A 20,168-nucleotide genomic window follows, 5' to 3' on the forward strand; every position below is an offset into this window, starting at 1 on the left:
ATGAAATTTTATTTACAAATTATTTTAGCGATCGCAGTTATTTTTCTCACGGCTTGTCAAACATCAGAAAATTCTCTTAAGTCACAAACTAAGCCAACTCCGAGTGGTCAAGCTCATAAAGTTGTGACTTTAGATCAGAATTTTAAAATAGCAACAGGTCAAACTATTTATGTTCCTATTTATTCTGAGATATATCATCACAATCGCCAAGAAATTTTTAATTTAGCAGCTACCTTGAGTATTCGGAATACAGATGTTGCTAATCCTATAATTATTACTTCTGTGCGTTATTACGACTCCAACGGCAAACTAATTGAGCAATATTTAGAAAAACCGATTCAACTTGATGCACTCGCTTCTACAGAATTTTTTGTGAATCGCAATGATAGTAGAGGTGGTGTCGGGGCAAATTTTATTGTCGAGTGGGTATCATCAACAGCAATATCTGAGCCGATAGTTGAAGCGGTAATGATTGGCACTGACTTTCAGCAAGGAATATCGTTTATTAGTCCGGGAAAAGTGATAAAAAAGTACAACAAATAGACATTATTCAAAAGCTATCAATCGTCATCCAGTTGCAACATTTGTTCATCAAGAGATTGTATCCGTCCGCGGACAATTTCTTCCGAAAGAATTCGCTTACGCAGCGCCTCGTTGAGAACTCCCTTTTCGGCTAACAGCAAGCGACGACGAATAGCATCCAATTTACTCAAATCACTATTTTTGGCATCTAAATTGTCAACGCGGCGATTATATAAGTCTCTCAGCGATTTTTCTGCCCCAGCCACTCGGACTTGATAAACCGATCGCATTTCTTCGTAAACTGATTTTGGCAATACTCCTGATTTCAATAAGCTATCTAATTCTTCCTGTGCGGCTTTACCTGTCATCAGTTGCGCTTGTAATTCTTCTACTTGCTGCTGTGTTTCGGAGAATTTCGATAATTTTAAGCGTTTGACTAGCCAAGGTAGGCTTAAACCTTGTCCCACTAATGAAACCAGCACACTGCCAAAAACTAAAGCGATCAAAACATCTCGACCTGGTAAAGTAGTTGGTAAGCTCAACGCCAAAGCCATTGAGAGAGAGCCTTTGATATTGCCTAAAAAGAGTAAATGTTGCCAACGCAGAGGAATAGGGCGATCGAACCAACGAACCGTCGCCAACAGTGGATAAACTGTTAGTATTCGTCCTGCTTGATAAGCTAAAACTGCCAGCAACACAGCAGGTAAAGTTTTCCAGAAAGTGACTAAGTTGATTTCTAGCCCAATCAACAGAAAAATAAACGTATTCACCGTAAAACTGGCATATTCCCAAAAACTCAACAAAGTGATGCGACTAGAAGCCGAAGTATTGCGCGAAAGTCCCAGATTACCGAAAATTAAGCCAGCGACAACTACCGCCACAGCACCTGATACGCCGATAAATTGCCCTACCTGAAAAGTACCTAAAGCAACTGCAACCGTTAACAACAGACTACTGAGAGGATCATCTAAACGGGCGAATACAGGTATGCTTAAGTAACCTAAGACTAAACCGACAATGCAACCACCTAAAGAAATAAATAGTAGTTGTTGGATTCCTCCTACTAAGGTGATTGAACCTGTGGAATATACTTGCAAAATTAGATTGAATGAAACTAACGCCGCCGCATCATTGAATAAAGTTTCGCCTTCAACAATTGTAGATAGTCGGGAAGGTACGGGTATTTCCTTAAATACTGCAATCATGGAAACAGTGTCTGTGTTTGCCAGAATCACACCCACCAGTAAAGCCGGTATCCAAGTTAATCCCAGCCCTAGTTTTAACACGACGGCAATAATCGCACTAGAAACTACAGCCCCAGGTAAAGCTAAAAGGGCAATGGGTTTAAAAGTGCTGCGAAGACGACTAACATCTGTATTGATCCCAGCTTCAAAAATCAGAATTGGTAAAAATAGATTTAATACCAAAGAAGGATCTAAACCAATGCGATGAGATAATAATTCAGTTATGGGCAACCCTGCTAATACCAAACCCGTAACATAAGGAACTCGCAACCGACGGGATAGTAAGGCTACACCAGTGGCAACTAGTAAGAGAATAATAGAAATTTTAACTAATTCAGTAACATTCACAGTGAATAATCAGAATTTATTTGAATTCCATTGATCAAAGTTGCAAAAAAGTACTACACCTGTCAACTAACTTCAGAGCCTATTTATCAAATAAATATTCAGGATTGCATGAGATTTTAGAGCAAAAAGCGCAGATAAATTGGTCACTTATCAGGCTAAGTAACGCGACAATCTAAAATTTCAAATCTAAAATTCCTATTAAACTCTTTGGTATTTTTCCATCATAGGTAAGAGTCATAAATGTAGAAATATTTGCCACAATCTCTCCTGAAGATACAAATAATTACCTATGCAAATTCAAACACCAGACTGGGTTAAGCACGCTGTTTTTTACCAAATCTTTCCAGACCGCTTTGCCAGAAGCAAACAGCCGCGTAAACGGTTGCTACACGAAGCCCGTTGGGAAGATTGGGAAGCAATGCCCACACTCCAAGGGTATAAAGGCGGCGATTTGTGGGGCATTATTGAGGGATTAGACCATATCCAAGGTTTAGGAATTAACGCTATTTATTTCACGCCGATTTTTCAGTCGGCTAGTAATCACCGTTATCACACTCACGATTATTACCAAGTTGATCCGTTGTTGGGAGGAAATGAAGCCTTTAAAGAATTGCTAGAGGCTGCCCATCAACGGAATATCAAAGTAGTTTTAGATGGGGTGTTTAATCATTCCAGTCGTGGGTTTTTCTTTTTCCATGATGTTTTAGAAAATGGCCCCCATTCACCTTGGGTAAATTGGTTTAAAATTCATGGCTGGCCGCTTTCTGCTTACAACGGGGACTTTCCGGCTAATTATGAGGGTTGGGCGGATAATCGGGCTTTGCCAGCCTTTAACCATGACAACCCAGAAGTGAGAGAATATATCATGGAAATCGCCGAATATTGGATTAAACTCGGCATTGATGGCTGGCGGTTAGATGTGCCATTTGAAATTAAAACTCCTGGTTTTTGGCAAGAATTTCGAGAGCGAGTCAAAGCCATTAACCCCGAAGCTTATATTGTGGGCGAAGTTTGGGGAGATTCGCGCGAGTGGTTGGATGGGACACAATTTGACGGCGTAATGAATTATTTATTTGCCGGGCCGACAATTGCCTTTACCGCAGGCGATCGCGTAGTCTTAGAACAAGTCCAAAGTCGAGACTATCAACCTTATCCACCTTTATTTGCTGCTGAATACGCCACAAAAATCCAAGAGTTATTGCAACTATATCCTTGGGAAATTCAGCTAACGCAACTCAACTTACTGGCTAGTCACGATACCGCCCGTTTAATGACTATTGCAGGTGGTGATAAACCCAGCATCGAATTATCAACTCTACTGTTACTCACCTTTCCTGGTGCGCCGAGTATTTATTATGGTGATGAAGTAGGTTTACCCGGTGCAATAGATCCCGACTCCCGACGGGGCTTTCCTTTAGAAGCGAATTGGGATCAAGAAATTCTGCAAACTCACCGCCAATTAATTGACATTCGCCATGCTTACCAAGCTTTGCGGATAGGAGATTATCAAGTCCTCTACGCCCAAGGGACACTATACGTTTTTGCCCGCACTTTAGGCACAGAAGAATTAATCATTGCTGTGAATACTGGTACAGGATCAGCTGTAGCAAACATAGACATTGTTAGTTTGCCAACTCAACCCAGCAAGCTTTTATTCGGCTACGCAGAATTTGAATGGAATAACGCCGGAGAAACTAAACAACTTTCGCTCACTGTTCCTCCCCGTACTGGTTGCATTTTGGCTTAAATACAGAAATCATATCTGATTTTTGAACAAGAGTGATAGTAATACGTTTCGGTTAAGATCCCCCCGCCTGCGGCGACCCCCTTTTTAAGGGGGTAAAAAAGAGTCTTTAGCCCCCCTTTTTAATGGGGATTGGGGGGATCTTCATAAGATTAAAATGTACCAGCGTTGTTTACCGAGTTCGTAACAACTGCACAAAGGTATTACTCACCGTATTGTCTTTAGTATCCGCCGCGTATTGAATCAACTTCTCCCGCAGTTCTTTCGCTGCATCTAACGGCAGTAAGCTGGCTAATAAGAAGTACACACCACGAAAACGGGGGTCGCCCATTCTATCAACTAATAACGCTTCCGCTTCATCGCTGTTGCCGAGAAAGTTCTGCACTAAGAAAAAGTCCATGATTTTGTCGTGGCGGAAATACCATTCTTGCTTGGGTTCCCCTTTTTCATCTTGCCATTGACGGCTGACGACCATTTTGTATTTCTCGTCTTCTAAAGACTTGACAACTTGATAAAATTCATCGGCGGGTAAGGTTTGTTTGTCTTGCATTCGCATTTCGTAGACGGCGGCGGCGAATTTTTTTAAGGGAAATTCTTGATTCCATTCTTTGAGGTATTCTGCCGCCATCAAATTATATTGCTGTTCTTGCAGGCGGAATAAATTGGGATGTTTGCCTTGAGATAACATCAGCGCGACTACATTTAAATCCATTGGGTTGGAAAGAATGCGCCGGACAGCATCTAACTCTTCTTGGGCTTGCTGGTCTTTGAGGACTTCTGTTAAATAGTTGGTGCAGGCTTGGGTGTAATCAGCACCTTGAATTTTCGCATCTTTGGGTAGTAGCGGCTGGCGGGAAAGCAAAAACTCTTGAATTTGGGTTTGTTCTAAAGGCTTTAGTTCGTAGGTTTTGGCGGTTGATGGTGGTGTCCACTCTAGGGGCTGGGTAGTCATAATAATGTTGCCCCGGAAATAGCTTTCCACAAACTGGCAGATTTTGGCGCGTGTTTCGGCGGTGACTTCGTTGAGTCCGTCGATGCAAATATCTATCGCGCCACTGTAAATCAGGTTTTTCAAAAATCCGGCATCTTGGGCTTGGCCGTGTAGCTTGTCTTGAACCGCTTCAATTACACCCTTATGGCATTTTTGGGCGGGGAGGTAAACGATAATGCGCTGGGAGTTTGTCAGCAGATGGCGGAGAAACATCGACTTGCCTAAGCCGGAATCACCTTGTAAGATGATTTGCCCGTGAATTTTGGGGAAGGCGGCGGTAACTGGGAGGATGTCGCCAGAAACGGGTACTTTGACTTGAGACTCTGGGAAATATGATTGCTCTTGAAAGTTATCTAACCCGGCATCGGCGAGTAGGGAAGGTTTGAAGGGTTCAAATAACTTGCGGCGGAAAAAGGGAACCCAGGTGAGGAGAAAGCCGACGTAGCCCACACCTAAGATGCGTCGAACCCAAGGGTTCCAGAAGAAGATGGCTTGAATTTGGGGGAATTTGGGGTAGGCGAAGATCAGGGCAAGCCAAAAGATAATGTGAGCGATGATGGTGTTTCTGGCTTTAATAAACCACTGCCAGCCCTCCAAATTATCTATTGCTGACTGCACAGCATTAGCATTGGTGGAGTTGACTTTTTTGAGGTTACTGTGGTGAGTTTGCAGTAAGTTAATATCTTGTGCTTTCCAAAGAATTTGTTTGTTGGCAGCAACTTCAGAAATTTGCTGTGCTAAATCTTTTCTTAATTGCTCTAGTTCTTGGCTGGGTTCCCAGGCTTGGCGAAAGACTTCTAGTGTTTTTACACCTTCATCGTGTGTCAGTTTATTAGGAATTGCTTTCGGTCTGCCCAACCATGTGAGCAAGGTTTTGACTTCATCAGTGCCACCACCCAGGAAATAAGTTAAAAATCGCCACTGTGCAAATTCTGATTGACCTGCGTAATATATGTTGTCCAGAATTACAACAATATTATTTAGGTTCAGTTGTTCTATCTTCCCCAATGCCGATGCTGCACCAGAACGAACAGAAGAGTCAACGGATTTATCCTTGAGGAAGTCGAGGATGTCTTTGAAATAGGGTTTGGCAGGCTCCCCCAGATTTCCCAATGCCACGGCTGCACTGGCACGAACATAATAGTCAACGGATTTATCCTTGAGGATGTCAGCGATATCTTTGACGTAGGGTTTGGCAGCCTCTCCCAGATTTCCCAATGCTGATGCTGCACCTCTACGAATATAAAACTTAACAGATTTATCCTTGAGGAAGTCAAGGATGTCTTTGACGTAAGGTTTGGCAGCCTCTCCCAGATTTCCCAATGCTGATGCTGCACCAGAACGAACATCTTGGTCAACGGTTTTATCCTTGAGGATGTCAGCGATGTCTTTGACATAGGGTTTGGCAACTTCCCCCAGATTTCCCAATGCTGATGCTGCACCAGAACGAACATCTTGGTCAACGGTTTTATCCTTGAGGATGTCAGCGATGTCTTTGACATAGGGTTTGGCAACTTCCCCCAGATTTCCCAATGCCACTGCTGCACCGGAACGAACATAATTGTCAACGGATTTATCCTTGAGGAAGTCGAGGATGTCTTTGACGTAGGGTTTGGCAGCATCGCCCAGATTGCCCAATGCCGATGCTGCACCAGAACGAACATCTTTGTCAACGGTTTTATCCTTGAGGATGTCAGCGATGTCTTTGACATAGGGTTTGGCAACTTCCCCCAGATTTCCCAATGCCACTGCTGCACCAGAACGAACATCTTTGTCAACGGTTTTATCCTTGAGGATGTCAGCGATGTCTTTGACGTAGGGTTTGGCAACTTCCCCCAGATTTCCCAATGCCACTGCTGCACCAGAACGAACATCTTTGTCAACGGTTTTATCCTTGAGGATGTCAGCGATGTCTTTGACGTAGGGTTTGGCAACTTCCCCCAGATTTCCCAATGCCACTGCTGCACCGTAACGAACATCTTTGTCAACGGATTTATCCTTGAGGAAGTCGAGGATGTCTTTGACGTAGGGTTTGGCAGCATCGCCCAGATTTCCCAATGCCACTGCTGCACCGTAACGAACATCTTTGTCAACGGATTTATCCTTGAGGAAGTCGAGGATGTCTTTGACGTAGGGTTTGGCAACTTCCCCCAGATTTCCTAATGCCACTGCTGCACCGGAACGAACATAATTGTCAACGGATTTATCCTTGAGGAATTTGGCAGCTTTTTGTGCAATGTCTTCTGGTTTTTGAAATACCGCTTTTAAATTTTTTAGCTCATATTCATTGAATTTATCAAAAGCGAGTTTCTTAACCCCATCATGTCCATCATCAAGGGCAGCTACTATACCGTTAATCTGCCATGCTTCCGGCTTGGGTTTGGGTGTTTCTTTGGCGTTTACCCAAGTCAAGGTGAGGAAGAAGGAAAGGATAAAGGCTAAAGAATACAGGATAAAAGGGAAAGGTTTGCCGGTGCGGCGGAGAGTTAGCAGCATAGTTGGGGCAAGCTGGCAGATTACACGGGGTTAATCGGTATAATATCAGGCTGGCAATTGGTAATTCCTGATTCGTAGTGAAAAAATCGGATTTAGTTTGACATGAATTCGCCGGATATGAAACCCCTCTCCAAACCTCTCTCCGCTTCGTGGAGAGGCTTTGAATCTTGCTCCCCTTCCTTACAAGGGAAGGGGGTTGGGGGTTAGGTTTGAGAGACAATTGCACACAACGTAATACTTGTGAGCAAGTATCAAATTCTCTCACGCCAGTATTAAAGACTCATCGCTGAGTATCAAACACTCATTCACGAGTATCAAAGACTCTCATGCCAGTATCAAAGACTCTCATGCCAGTATCAAACACTCTCGCGCCAGTATCAAACACTCACTCACGAGTATCAAAGACTCTCGCACCAGTATCAAACACTCGTCCACGAGTATCAAAGACTCTCGCACCAGTATCAAATACTCATTCACGAGTATTAAACACTCTCACGCCAGTATCAAACACTCGCTCACCTAAATATGGCACTAAAACCAGATCCCCGACTTCTCAAAGAAGTCGGGGATCTAATCTTGTAAGTTGAATTACAACTTATGAATTAGATGCGGCTTTAGCAGGTTTACTTTTCATCGCTTTAAACCTTTCTCCCAACTGTTCAGCAACAGTTTTTAACCCTGGTGTTTTCTTAGCCGCAGTCTTGACGTAATCATAAACTGTCAAACTGCTACCCATCGCTTCGCTACCCACTGCCAATAAAGTATCATCTACTTGTTCTGTCAGTTGTCGCAACCCAATCAACAGTTCGGTGAGGGTGGTGGCTAGTTGATAATCTCGCACAAATTCCTCAACATCAAAGCTGGCTGGTAAAATGTCGCGGTTCGACTGGGCAGCAGTCAAGCTATTGTTGACAAAGGCGAGGCTTTTATCGCCCATTTTAAATAACTTGCGTCGTTCTTCAACACTCAGGGTAACGAGAAAGGGTAATTTTGCTTGAATGGTTGCAAAGGCGGCTTTAATTTCTTGGATATCTGCTGGGGAAAGGGAAGCGGTGATATTTTGGTAAGCCATTTTATCTTTACCGTAGGGAATTTTTGTTATGATTCCCACTGGTAAATGTGATCAATCAAACAGCTTTAAGACTTACGCACAAAATTTTCTGTGGAGACTGGGTTTAAGGGTTTTAGAGGTTGTTTGGAAAGTCATGAAATATACTAAGAACCCCTCTCCAAACCTCTCCCCGACGCGGAGAGAGGCTTTGAAACCCCCATTCCCTCGTAGGGAAGGGGGGCTAGGGGGGTTAGGTTTTTCAGATTTTGATGTTAACAATAATACTTTTCAAACATCCTCTTAGAATATATACACCCCTACACCTGTCAACTGCTCCCCTGCGGCCTCAATTTGCTTTCTTATAGGCTGAACAGCTTACTCCCTAATTTCTCAATGTCCAGCCACCATTGCAGGTATGAGGACGGCATCAATTACATGAATCACACCATTGTCTGCCAGAATATCTGTTTGTAGGATATTGGCATCATTGACTTTAAATCCTCCGTTAGCAGACTCAATGGCTAAAACAGATCCCTCAAGGGTCTCTGCTTCTTGAATCTGCACTAAGTCATCAGACCTAACATCGCCAAAAGCAATATGATAGCTAACAATCTTCTTCAGTTTGGCAGTATCTTGCAGTAGTGCATCTAAGGTTCCTGCTGGTAATTGGGCAAAGGCCTCATCTGTAGGTGCAAAGAGTGTAAAAATGTTAGGGCTTTGCAGAGTATCTATAATTTGTGCAGCCTTAGCAGCTTCTATTAAAGTGGTGAAATTGCCTGCATTCACAGCAGTTTCTAAAAGATTAGTCATTATGATATTGAGGTAGTCTGACAAATTAGTTATAAATTGATACAAATTTATCCACCTCTATCAAGGGAGAGGTCGCTGACAATATATATACAAAGCCGTATTTTGTTCAGTACTGCTAAACTGGGGAATGTCCCCAAGAACCATTAACTATGCTCAAGCGTTCTAAGTTCGAGACAACCCAATCTCAAATTATGCACCGTGCCGAGGATTTAATTAGTGCAGCCTCGAATCGCTACCGCATCACGGTTCAGGTGGCAAATCGAGCCAAGCGGCGGCGTTACGAAGATTTTGAAAGTTCTGAAGATATTATGATGAAACCTGTTTTAAGGGCAATCATCGAAATGTCTGATGAATTAACTCAGCCAGAAATTATTGGTGAAATGTAAAACTAGTCCTGGGGTGAAGGTGCTGAGTACGTGAGTATTTGTATGATTGCACCTTTATCTCAAATTTTTTTGTTAATTAAAAAAATAATAATTCTGTGTTGCTCAATTTTCCCGCTGATGGTTGTGAAGTTTAATTCAGCATTAATGATGGTGTTGGTTGTAGGTGGGCTTGTTGTGAGTTTAGGCACAAGTCAATTACACCACTCTAGTTTGTTTGGTATTCAGCCTGCTGTAGCTCAAAGAATCAGTCCTTCTGATGTTTGGCAGTTAGTGTATCAGCAATTACCCGACCTGCCCAAAGAAAACACCTACGTCAATAAAGAAACTGGCAAAGTTGCAGAGACTAACACTTTAGCTAATCGCCTCATCCGCTATCACGTTTATGTAAAAGAGCGATCGCCCATTTATCGCTTAGACTGGAAGCTAACATTGGCTGATTACCTGGGCGCGAATGAAGTGATGTATGACACTACCTATCCAGGTAATGATACATTACGGCAGAATCCCATAGAAGGCGATCGCGCTGCCATCAACAGCCTTAGTCGTCGTCAACGAGATGCTTTAGTCCAAACCTTAGTCGACATCTTTAATCCCCATTTCCAAAATACTAGCAACCAACCTATCCCTAGCACCTCTACGACTCCCCAAAAACCCCAAACAGGCGGCGCTGACCTCCTAAAATGATTTTGAATTTATCATCCAAAATCCAAAATCCAAAATCTAAAATTCAAAGATGGAACGTCTAATTAAAAGCGGTGTAGGTTGGCGTATTGGTTGGAACCCTCATGCACCTGAATATAAAGGGTTGGTAGGTACTGATGATTGGGCTATTGAGTTAACTGAAGCTGAGTTGAATGAATTTTGCCGTCTGTTAGCACAGTTAGCAGATACCATGAAACAACTCACAGCCGAATTAATGGATGAAGAAAAGATTGCTTGTGAGGCTGAAAGCGATTTATTATGGATGGAAGTGGAAGGCTATCCCCATGAATATAGTCTGCGCTTCATCCTCAACACAGGACGCTGTGCAGAAGGTAAATGGAACGCCTCTGCTATACCTGGTTTGTTGCAAGCTGCTGGGATGTTGAAAGTTTTTTAAACTTTACCCCTTGATTCTCATTAAGCTTTGCGATAGAATAATAAGTCTGACCGGGGCGTAGCGCAGCTTGGTAGCGCGCCACTTTGGGGTAGTGGAGGTCGTGGGTTCGAATCCCGCCGCTCCGATTGATAAAATCCCTAGTCTGCTAATCTTAAACCTAAGATTAGCAGGTTTTTTAGTATAGACGTATTGATCATTAGGAGTCCGAATCAGTTTACCGCAGGGTATGTTGTGCGACTGGCAACCCTGCGTTTCCAATGCTGAATTCTGCTTCCATCACAACTATTTAATTTGCAAATCGGAAACATTCTTATTATTGACTTCTACAGGGAGAAATCCACCAGCCTGCATTTTCCATAGCCTGTAGTAAGCACCGCCCCGTGCCAACAGTTTGGCGTGAGTACCATCTTCAACAATTCGACCGTGGTCAAATACTAAAATGCGGTCTAAATGAGCAATTGTCGACAGTCGATGAGCAACGACGATGACTGTTTTGCCGTTCATTGCCAAGTCTAGAGTATCTTGAATGGCTTTTTCAGTGATGGAATCGAGGCTAGAAGTAGCTTCATCTAAGATGAGGATGGGTGCGTCTTTGAGAATAACTCGTGCGATCGCAATTCGTTGTCTTTGTCCTCCCGACAATTTCACACCACGTTCACCCACCAAAGAATCGTAACCTTCCTTGATTTGGCTGATGAAATCGTGAGCATAAGCTTTGCGTGCAGCTTCAATCACTTCTTCATCGCTTGCTTCCAATCGCCCATAACGAATGTTTTCCATCAATGTGCGATGGAACAGAGACGGATCTTGGGGAATCAAGCTGATCTGAGCGTGTAAAGCATCTTGAGTCATATCTTGAATATCGACCCCATCAATGAGAATTTGTCCAGATTGGGGGTCAAATAAACGCAAAATCAAATTCACAAAGGTGGATTTTCCCGAACCAGAAAAGCCAACTAAGCCGACACGCTCACCGGGTTGGATAGTGAGCGAGAGATTCTCAAATACTTTTTTACCTTCGGTGTAGTTGAAATTGACTTGGCGAAACTCGATTTTACCTTGAGTGATGGAGTGGGCGATCGCTTGCTCTCGATCAATTAACTCATGGGGTTGGACAATTGTCATCACACCATTGGCGATATTACCAATATGTTCAAAAAATTCTAGAAAGCGGCGGCTTAAATTCCGCGCTTCACTGATGATTAACAATGACAAACTAGTTGCTACAACAAAGTCAGCAGTCGCAATCACTCCTTGACTCCAAAGAGTGAGAGAGTAATACAGGGTGCCGATTTTCAAAATAGCTGCTGAAATAAACTGAAACCAACGAATTCGCTCAGAGTACCAGTTAGACTTTCTTACCTGTTTAAGTTCGCCCTTTAATTGCTCATTTAAATAGCGTCGTTCAAAACCCAGACGAGCAAATAGCCGAGTACTGCTGAGATTTGTCACTGCATCTACAATAATACCAGTGGTCTCACTTCTAGCGGCTGCGGCTCTCCGAGAATAAATTCGACAGCGCGTAGCCAACCAGAACGAAATACTAATAAACAGCACTGCCCATATCCCCACAAATGCCGCCAAGGGAGGATGGGCGCGATACAGTAATATTGTCGCAACAACATATCCGACAATCACAGACAGAAATTCCGTAATCATCATTTGCATCGTTTGGGTAACACCCAAAGAAGTTTCACCAATGCGATGTGCTAAAGCTCCAGAAAAACTGCTGCTCAGGTAGCGATGAGAATGATGTTGCAAGTAGGCATATAGAGATCTGACAATGTGCTGGCGGTGGATAGGATGCAGAATAGTTTGCAAAAGTCCAGCCGATCGCCCGAATATTACTTCTCCCACACTCAAAGCGGTGAACAACATCAGAGGTTGACGAATAACATCAAAAATTTGCTGAGTGTTGTTAGGCGATCGCGTCACACTGCGGATGATTTCGCCAATAGCATAAGGCAACATAATGCCACAAGTGGCGTGCATTATCTCCAGAATTACCATTAATAAATACCACCAGCGAAACTGGTTCACAAAATAGCAAATAAATCCGAAGGTAGTATTTGGTAAATTTGGTGCATTCGCCGCGCGTTGAAAAGATGTGGATTTTCTGATCTTCTTCGTCATGAAAGTCGATATCGTAGCATCGTTTGAATTGATGGGCGGAATAAAAATGGACATTCCCCTCTCGTACTAACGCAGCGAATCTCCTCTTCTGTATTCGGCGGTAATATCGTCGAGTTTTTGCTTCAAATGATCGTCGAGTGTGACTTCCAAAGCTTTGAGAGTGTCACTCAGTTGTTCTGGACGACTCGCGCCAATAATGGGGGCTGTGATAATTGGATTAGCCAAAACCCAAGCTAAGGCTAAGGTTGTCAAAGATAAACCAGCATGATCCGCCACTGTGCGTAATTCTTCTACAGTATTGAACTCGCGATCGCGCCAGTAACGCTCTTGATAACGTTCTGCGGCTGTACCCAAAGTAAAACGAGTTCCAGAGGTAGGGCCTTGATTAAAATTATGTTTCCCTGTCAGTAAACCACCCGCCAAGGGATTATAAGGAATTACACCAAGTCCTTCTTCTTTCGCCAGAGGTAATAATTCTCGCTCAATTTCCCGAAATAACAAATTGTAGCGGGGTTGAATCGAAACAAAGCGAGTTAAATTCCGTACATCAGCCCGACCCAAAGCACGGGCAAGACGGTAAGCTAAGTAGTTAGAAACCCCTATATAACGCACCTTCCCAGCCCGCACCACTGTATCTAATGCTTCTAGGGTTTCATCAAGCGGAGTTGTAGCATCATCAGAATGCAATTGATACAAGTCAACATAATCAGTTCCTAATCTTTTTAAGGAAGCATCGATCGCATCTAAAATATGTTTGCGTGAAGCCCCTTGATCCCAAGGTGCAGGGCCAACCTTGCCAACAGCCTTGGTAGCCAAAATAAAATGTTCGCGCTTACCTTTTAGCCAGCGTCCAATAATTTCTTCGGTACGTCCAGCCGTAGCTAAACCACCACCCAAAGGATAAACATCGGCTGTATCTAAAAAATTGATTCCTGCCTCGGCGGCTGTATCGAGGATTTTTATCGAAGTTTCTTCATCCGTTTGCAACCCGAAGGTCATTGTACCAAGCACAAGACGAGAAACAGTCAATCCAGTTTGACCAAGTTTCGTTGTTGGTAATGTCATAGTTGTTGGTTTAGTTGGGGATGAGTATATTCACATCTTGCACCTAACGACTAAAGTCGCGGCTACACGGACAAAACCCGCCTATCGCGCTTGCGCTGCGCTTGGCGCACCACGCGGGTTCAAGACCCTTGTTTGCATTAGTCCGCGTTCAGCTTTGCTGTTGCCGCAGGCTAGGCGGACTTCGTTTTTATAGCCGCGAATTCCATTCGTCAGGGCTATAGATGCAAGATATGTGTATAGGTAAATACGATTCAGGGAATGATAAATCTTGATTCATCCGCGTTTAATTATTTTTATCTGAACCGTATTGAAGATTTCACAGTTTCTGCTTCAAACAGCTACAGAAGCACGACGGCTCTGTGAAATCAGCCACTGTTGCAATTTCAAGTCAGTGTACACTTCATCGGCAATAAAGTGATCACCTTCAGGTAGTACTGTAAAATCTACTGTTCCACCCACTCCCCGTAAGGTATCAACAATCTGCTGTGTACTCTCAATTGAGAGTTTTTCGTCCTTAGCACCTTGGAATATTTGGATGGGGATTTCCTTGAGTGCATCTAGTTGAGATGTTTCTAAGGTTTGAGGAACGCGACCAGACACCGCTACTAAACCAGCAAAACGACCAGGATGGGAAGCCGCGATATGCCAAGCTCCAGCAGTTCCCAAGCTGAATCCAGAGATAATCACACGGGAAGGATCAATAGGCCGGGAGGCGATAAAATTATCCAACAAAGCAATAACATCTGACTCTCGCTCTACCCAAGTCTGTCCTTCAGGAAGTTGGGGCGCTAAAAAGAAGTATGGTAAAGAGCTTGATTCATTTACGAACCGAGGTAAACCCCATTTCAGCAGCACATTTAAATCATTACCGCGATCGCGTGCGCCATGCAAAAACAATACTAAAGGCGCGGGTTTGTTAGCATCTTCCGCAACAGCCGAGAACAGATAAGGTAATAAACCAGAACGGTGTTCGATAGCCATAGTTGTGACTCCTGGAGTGTATGTTTGGTGGTCAGATCCCCGACTTCTTCAAGAAGTCGGGGATCTCGTAACCTCTCAGCAAAAGATTTAAGCCACGACAAGTTTTTGATCAACTTGTGGAGAAGTAAAACTATTTACCTTAGATTCAATCGCTGTACCCTTGAAGAAATTGGCGTTAGCTTCGGTATAGAATTTGTAGGGATTACCAAAGACATAGGCTTTGAAGTCATCTTCAGAAATTACGCCTTCTTTCACCAAATCCCAGCTTTCAGACAATGGTGAGGTGAGGTCGGGTACATCCCAGTGACCAACGTCTGAAGAATAGATAGCGTTAATCTTCACACCCAATGGATTAGCTCGGTTGTTGAATGCTGCGGCGATGGTGCGATCGTCAGATTCGGAACCAAAGAAGAAACTATTCACCCAGCGATCGCGGATATCTTCAATATTTTCAATTCCAGCAGCAGCAAAGTCTTCAAGTTCGCTACCAATTGGCGCACGGCTATGACGGCTAAAGGAAGAACCAAGTACACTCTTGGTTAATTCTTCTTTGCTGAGAGAATATCCTTCGGTAATTTCACCACCGAAACGCTCAAACAACTCGAACAACTCATCTGCATTGGTGAGGTCTGGGTTGTAGTTTTGTAGTGCTTTGAGATTGCGTTTGGAGAAACGATCTACCAAATGAATGTAGACATGAGCGCCCCAATCTGCGCCACCTTCCAGCATCCCCACGCGCAACTGGGGAAAACGTCTGGTAACGCCACCGAAGAACAACGCCTTGGCAAATGCTTGAGAACCATCGGCAAAGTGACCGATGTGATTGTTCATGTAGTTACTGATGGAGGAGCGCCCCGTCCAACCTTGGCTACCATAATGGGTAGTAATTGGTACGCCCAATTCCACAGCTTTAGCCCAGAAAGGATCGTAGTCGTATTCGCTATCTAATCCGTAAAAGTCAATGTAAGAAGCATATCTGGCGACTTCGGGGAATTTATCTGCGGGATATTTATCCGCGATCGCCTTAATCGGACGTTTCACACCACCAGGAATATTTGCTACTTTTAAACCTAGTGTTTTTACAGCAAACTCTAACTCCTCAATAGCTTCTTGAGGATTACCCATCGGGATACCAGCTACAGGAGTCAGGCGATCGCTATATTTGCGATAGATATCAGCGTGGTAGTGATTGACTGCGCGTTGCAATGCTTGACGGTTTTCTGGGCTGGCTCCCGCAGGTGCAAGCACATTATTAGGAAACAATACCGAATAATCTGAACCTTGCTCTGCTTGGCGTTCATAGAGTAGTGCAGGCAAAGTGTAAGTAGCTAAGTCTAGAGTATTGCGAGTAACTCTCGCCCACCAAGGCGATCGAATTGTGCGGTTGTATTGGCGTTCTTCAGGAGTTTGTTGATACCAGTCTTTACCGTTGCTTTTGGAGTTGAGACGAGAAGATTCTGCCTTGCGTAATTCGTCTACAAGCTTTGACCCGCCGTACTTAGCGATGTAATCTTCAAAAGCTGGGGTGAAATCATTAGTGTGAACATCAGTATCGATAACCGGATAATCAAGGGTAGCTCTGATTGCGGCAGAGGGTGAAGTCTTCAATCTGCTATATTCAGTCATATTTTTTCCTTCAAAAAATCACAGGTTTTTCCGAGCATCCAACGGAGCGTAGGATAATGATTTTCAGCTTCTGTAGGGTGGTGATCTACAGAAGAAACGCTGTAAAAGATATGGCTTAACCATCTATAAAAAATTGATTTACGCCCTTTAGGCACAGGTTTTTTGTGCAGACATGAAAAACTTATTTATGCCAACACTAATCTTTCATCCAGTTGTTTGACAGTAAATTGATTAACTGGACGACGCAGACCTAAATTTTCACGCAAGGTACTACCTTCGTATTCAGTACGGAAAAGTCCGCGTTTTTGGAGGACGGGAACGACTAAGTTAACGAAGTCATCCAACCCTGTAGGTAAGATGGGCGGCATAATATTAAAGCCATCGGCCGCACCATTGTTAAACCATTCTTCTAGTTGGTCAGCAATGGTTTCTGGAGTGCCAAGTATGGTGCGATGACCTCGCGCAGTCGCCAGAGCAAGATATAACTGACGGAGTGTCAGAGTACCACGAGTCGCTAAATCTTTCACTAGTTTTAGACGACTCTTGTTGTTATTGGTCTCGTTGGGTAGTTCGGGAGCTAAATCATCTAAGGAATATTTCGATAAATCGACACCTTTGTAATAGGTCTTTAAAATACCCCAGGCCACATCAGGATGAATTAAAGATTGCAAGAATTCGTACTTCTCTTGAGCTTCTTCTTCAGTCCGGCCAATGATGGGGAAAGCCCCAGGCATAATTTTTAGATCCTCTGGAGAGCGTCCGTATTTTGCTAACCGACCTTTCACATCAGCATAAAATTCTTGGGCATCAGCGAGGGTTTGATTAGCGGTGAATATGACTTCAGCCGTACGCGCGGCTAAGTCTCGTCCGGCTTCTGATGCTCCGGCCTGGACAATTACCGGATAACCTTGAGGCGGACGACCAACGTTTAAAGGGCCTTTGACGGAAAAATGTTGGCCTTTGTGGTTGAGTGTATGCAGTTTGTCGGGATCAAAATAAATCCCAGATTCTTTGTCACGGATAAAAGCATCATCGTCCCAGCTATCCCATAGCCCTTTTACCACTTTAACGAACTCTTCAGCCCGTTCATAACGCTGGCTATGTTCTGGGTGATGTTGAAGACCAAAATTAGCTGCGGCGTTCTCATTGCCTGTAGTAACTACATTCCAGCCCGCGCGGCCGTTGCTCAAATAGTCTAGAGAAGCAAACTTACGTGCGAGGGTGTAGGGTTCTTCGTAGGTAGTTGAGGCGGTGGCAATAAAGCCGATATTTTGGGTGACAGCAGACAAGGCCGAAAAGAGTGTGACTGGTTCAAAATGCACTAGTTTACCGTTACGTTTTTGAGTTTCTGGAGCGCCGCCCCAGACTCCTGGGCTATCTGCCAGAAAAACTGCATCGAACAAGCCACGTTGGGCGGTCTGGGTAATTTCTTTGTAATGCTCAAAATTAAACCCAGCATCTGCTTGTGAATCGGGGTGCCGCCATGCGGAAACATGATGTCCAGTCGCTTGAATAAATGCACCTAAACGAAACTTACGTGTTTTGCTCATCTGCTTTTTCTTTTCTATGCGTATAGCTAAAGGCTGTTTATGCAACGTCAGTCAAATATCTGACGCTACGATAAATTGGTGAATTTTTATGGGTCAAAGCTCGTATGTCTACTCTTGTTTGAGCTTGACAAAACTAGTAATGCTGCTGTTTGGCGTTTGAGCTTGTACCACAAATTAATGTAGTAGTCTGAGTCAGCATATACAGTTTACACATCCAGATACAGAAAAGATGTGCTGTACAACACAATATCATGAAAATCTAATTGTTAGTTAAACGAACATTAAGTATTGCAAACAGGGCTGACGCGGTGAGAGGAAAAATTAAGGGTGTAGTGAAATGTCGTGATGCAGTAATTTATTGGGCATCATAATGGCACGTCTTAGCAATTTAGGTGTTGCTCAAGCATTTGATTTGTAACTTTTTCTGTCTTAAATTCTAGTCATTACAAATGAGCAATATATTTAAATGTGATATTTTTGGATTTCGGGATAGTTTTTACACGGGTTGGATTGGGAATTACGAATATATTCAATGGCAATTAGTTTTCATTTTGAGCTTTTGGGCTTTATCTGGAGGAAATTCCCAAGCTGCTCAAGTGCATCAAAACAGAAGTTCATTAATAGCACTAGTCAGCAACTCAACATCAATTGATTCTGTGCTTTTTCACCATCAAGAAAGTCAGGAAATTAAACTTCTTGAACAATTAAATCAAGCACCGATTTTGATTGCTGCACCCGAAAATTTTAATCCTGGGTTGCGAGTACCACCACCATTACCCAAAACACCAGTCATAAAACCACCAGAAACACCTAGTCCACCTCCAGCATCAAAGCCTGGGAAACCAACTAAGCCTGTGGTGTTAGAAGGTATTCAAACTAATTTTCGCAATGATACTGATAACTTCGGTCAACATAATTTGTTTATCGAACCTACATTTCAGTGGCGATCGCCTAATGGCAATAAAATATTTCTCAAAACAGGTTTTGACTTTTTTGAACAACGGGGTGTGGCATCGGTTAGTAATATTCCTTTACAAATTGGTTGGCAAGGAAAAATTGGAGACATAACTTTACAAACAGCAGCCGGGGTTGATTTTTTTGACCGTTTACCCACAGCGATAAATTTCAATACTAAAGTTGAAATCCCAATTGTCCCGCCGAAAGTTTCCTCCACTGGAAAATTACTGTCGGGTTTAACTTTATCAGCCAACTTAGACCACAGTCCTTATAAATTTAACGCTCTTACTTTAGACAATCAAATTACGGCTTGGCGCTTTGGCCCTGATTTATATTGGCAGATTAATCGAGATACTAGTTTATTCTCTTCATTACGCTTGGGTAACTACAACGATGGGAATTCGGAAATTCAATCGTTCAGTCGGTTAGAACGCAAGTTAGGACAGTTTTCTTTAGCGGCTAACTTATTCACCTGGAGTTACGATCGCAATGTAGAAACTACACATGGCTATTTTTCTCCACCAGATTTTTTGGTATATAACGCTGAATTAGCTTGGGAAGGAGACATTGCCGATTTTTTGCGTTGTCGGCTATCTGCAACTTTAGGACAGCAACGTCTTAATGGTGAATTTGATAATGCTTATGGTTATCAAACTCGCTGTACAGCCAAGCTTTCGCCCAAACTAGAAGCTGACCTTGACTATAGCTTTAGTAATGTGCGGAATCAAGACACAGGGGGAAGTGGCTACGGTGGTAACTCTTTAACAGGACAGTTTCGTGTCAAATTTTAAAGTCAGGAATTATGAGACATTAGCCAATATTTGGCGTTGCTGAACTTTGGGATGTTTTTATCTCACGCAGAGAGTGATACCGTTTCACTTTAAGTTTGATACAAATAGACCGCAGGGGGCAGGGAGCAGGGAGCAGGGGGAAAGAATGAAAAACCCATAAATCTGTATCATTTTTTTCGTGAAATGGTATGAGAGTTTGAGATATTGAATGGGGAAATTTCATACTTTTATTCAGTAATACTAAATATTTTATACTGATGCCAGTATTTAATCTACGTATAAATAAATAATCATTGCGATTGCGTCGTTCCACTTCGTTGCACTCGCAATGACAGATTGTCAATGACTAAGCGGACTTGATATGACTCATGCTT

15 protein-coding genes and 1 tRNA gene are annotated in these 20,168 nt (G+C 43.2%); 7 read left to right on the forward strand and 9 right to left on the reverse strand.

From position 1 onward, the window contains the following. The gene (locus AC504W_RS09075) at positions 1-543 is read left to right on the forward strand and encodes a DUF3124 domain-containing protein (protein ID WP_494877466.1); all 543 of its coding nucleotides are present in this window, start codon (positions 1-3) and stop codon (positions 541-543) included. 17 nt (positions 544-560) lie between these two features. Here AC504W_RS09075 and AC504W_RS09080 read toward each other — a convergent pair whose 3' ends face one another. After that, positions 561-2,114, reverse strand: a complete 1,554-nt coding sequence (locus AC504W_RS09080; protein WP_494877467.1) for a cation:proton antiporter — start codon at positions 2,112-2,114, stop codon at positions 561-563. Positions 2,115-2,403: 289 nt separating this feature from the next. On the opposite strand from AC504W_RS09080, the gene AC504W_RS09085 reads away from it, so the two are divergent. Beyond that, positions 2,404-3,861 carry a glycoside hydrolase family 13 protein gene (locus AC504W_RS09085; protein ID WP_494877468.1) on the forward strand — a complete coding sequence of 486 codons (1,458 nt, stop codon included), beginning with the start codon at positions 2,404-2,406 and terminating at the stop codon, positions 3,859-3,861. Positions 3,862-4,030: 169 nt separating this feature from the next. On the opposite strand, the gene AC504W_RS09090 is transcribed toward AC504W_RS09085, so the two are convergent. The 3 genes from AC504W_RS09090 to AC504W_RS09100 all read right to left on the reverse strand — a co-directional run bounded on the left by AC504W_RS09090 (position 4,031) and on the right by AC504W_RS09100 (position 9,206). Beyond that, positions 4,031-7,345 carry a HEAT repeat domain-containing protein gene (locus AC504W_RS09090; RefSeq protein ID WP_494877469.1) on the reverse strand — a complete coding sequence of 1,105 codons (3,315 nt, stop codon included), beginning with the start codon at positions 7,343-7,345 and terminating at the stop codon, positions 4,031-4,033. Between the two features lie 595 nt (positions 7,346-7,940). Continuing rightward, positions 7,941-8,417, reverse strand: a complete 477-nt coding sequence (locus tag AC504W_RS09095; protein WP_494878613.1) for a hypothetical protein — start codon at positions 8,415-8,417, stop codon at positions 7,941-7,943. 369 nt (positions 8,418-8,786) lie between these two features. Beyond that, positions 8,787-9,206 carry a fasciclin domain-containing protein gene (locus AC504W_RS09100; RefSeq protein ID WP_494877470.1) on the reverse strand — a complete coding sequence of 140 codons (420 nt, stop codon included), beginning with the start codon at positions 9,204-9,206 and terminating at the stop codon, positions 8,787-8,789. Positions 9,207-9,355: 149 nt separating this feature from the next. Between AC504W_RS09100 and AC504W_RS09105 the strand changes: the two genes are divergently transcribed. The 4 genes from AC504W_RS09105 to AC504W_RS09120 all read left to right on the forward strand — a co-directional run bounded on the left by AC504W_RS09105 (position 9,356) and on the right by AC504W_RS09120 (position 10,816). Further along, positions 9,356-9,592, forward strand: a complete 237-nt coding sequence (locus AC504W_RS09105; RefSeq protein WP_015114011.1) for a DNA-directed RNA polymerase subunit omega — start codon at positions 9,356-9,358, stop codon at positions 9,590-9,592. Between the two features lie 117 nt (positions 9,593-9,709). After that, a complete protein-coding gene (locus AC504W_RS09110) occupies positions 9,710-10,276 on the forward strand; it encodes a hypothetical protein (RefSeq protein ID WP_494877471.1) in 567 nt (188 codons plus the stop codon). Positions 10,277-10,325: 49 nt separating this feature from the next. Continuing rightward, positions 10,326-10,691: a DUF1818 family protein gene (locus AC504W_RS09115; protein WP_494877472.1), complete on the forward strand. Its 366-nt coding sequence runs from the start codon at positions 10,326-10,328 to the stop codon at positions 10,689-10,691. A 51-nt stretch (positions 10,692-10,742) separates the two neighbouring features. Further along, a tRNA-Pro gene (locus AC504W_RS09120) sits at positions 10,743-10,816 on the forward strand. 157 nt (positions 10,817-10,973) lie between these two features. Here the strand turns inward: AC504W_RS09120 and AC504W_RS09125 are convergent. The 5 genes from AC504W_RS09125 to AC504W_RS09145 all read right to left on the reverse strand — a co-directional run bounded on the left by AC504W_RS09125 (position 10,974) and on the right by AC504W_RS09145 (position 18,046). After that, the gene (locus AC504W_RS09125) at positions 10,974-12,824 is read right to left on the reverse strand and encodes an ABC transporter ATP-binding protein (RefSeq protein ID WP_494877474.1); all 1,851 of its coding nucleotides are present in this window, start codon (positions 12,822-12,824) and stop codon (positions 10,974-10,976) included. Positions 12,825-12,890: 66 nt separating this feature from the next. Further along, positions 12,891-13,889: an aldo/keto reductase gene (locus tag AC504W_RS09130; protein ID WP_494877475.1), complete on the reverse strand. Its 999-nt coding sequence runs from the start codon at positions 13,887-13,889 to the stop codon at positions 12,891-12,893. Positions 13,890-14,219: 330 nt separating this feature from the next. Next, positions 14,220-14,870: a carboxylesterase family protein gene (locus AC504W_RS09135; protein WP_494877476.1), complete on the reverse strand. Its 651-nt coding sequence runs from the start codon at positions 14,868-14,870 to the stop codon at positions 14,220-14,222. An 87-nt stretch (positions 14,871-14,957) separates the two neighbouring features. Then, the gene (locus tag AC504W_RS09140) at positions 14,958-16,496 is read right to left on the reverse strand and encodes an amidohydrolase family protein (protein ID WP_494877477.1); all 1,539 of its coding nucleotides are present in this window, start codon (positions 16,494-16,496) and stop codon (positions 14,958-14,960) included. A gap of 185 nt (positions 16,497-16,681) precedes the next feature. Next, complete coding sequence (locus tag AC504W_RS09145) at positions 16,682-18,046, reverse strand: LLM class flavin-dependent oxidoreductase (protein WP_494877478.1); 1,365 nt, start codon at positions 18,044-18,046, stop codon at positions 16,682-16,684. A 449-nt stretch (positions 18,047-18,495) separates the two neighbouring features. Between AC504W_RS09145 and AC504W_RS09150 the strand changes: the two genes are divergently transcribed. Beyond that, entirely contained in the window at positions 18,496-19,794 is a 1,299-nt protein-coding gene (locus AC504W_RS09150) for a hypothetical protein (protein ID WP_494877480.1), read from the forward strand. Positions 19,795-20,168 lie beyond the last annotated feature (374 nt).

This window comes from Nostoc sp. C96, assembly GCF_059384975.1.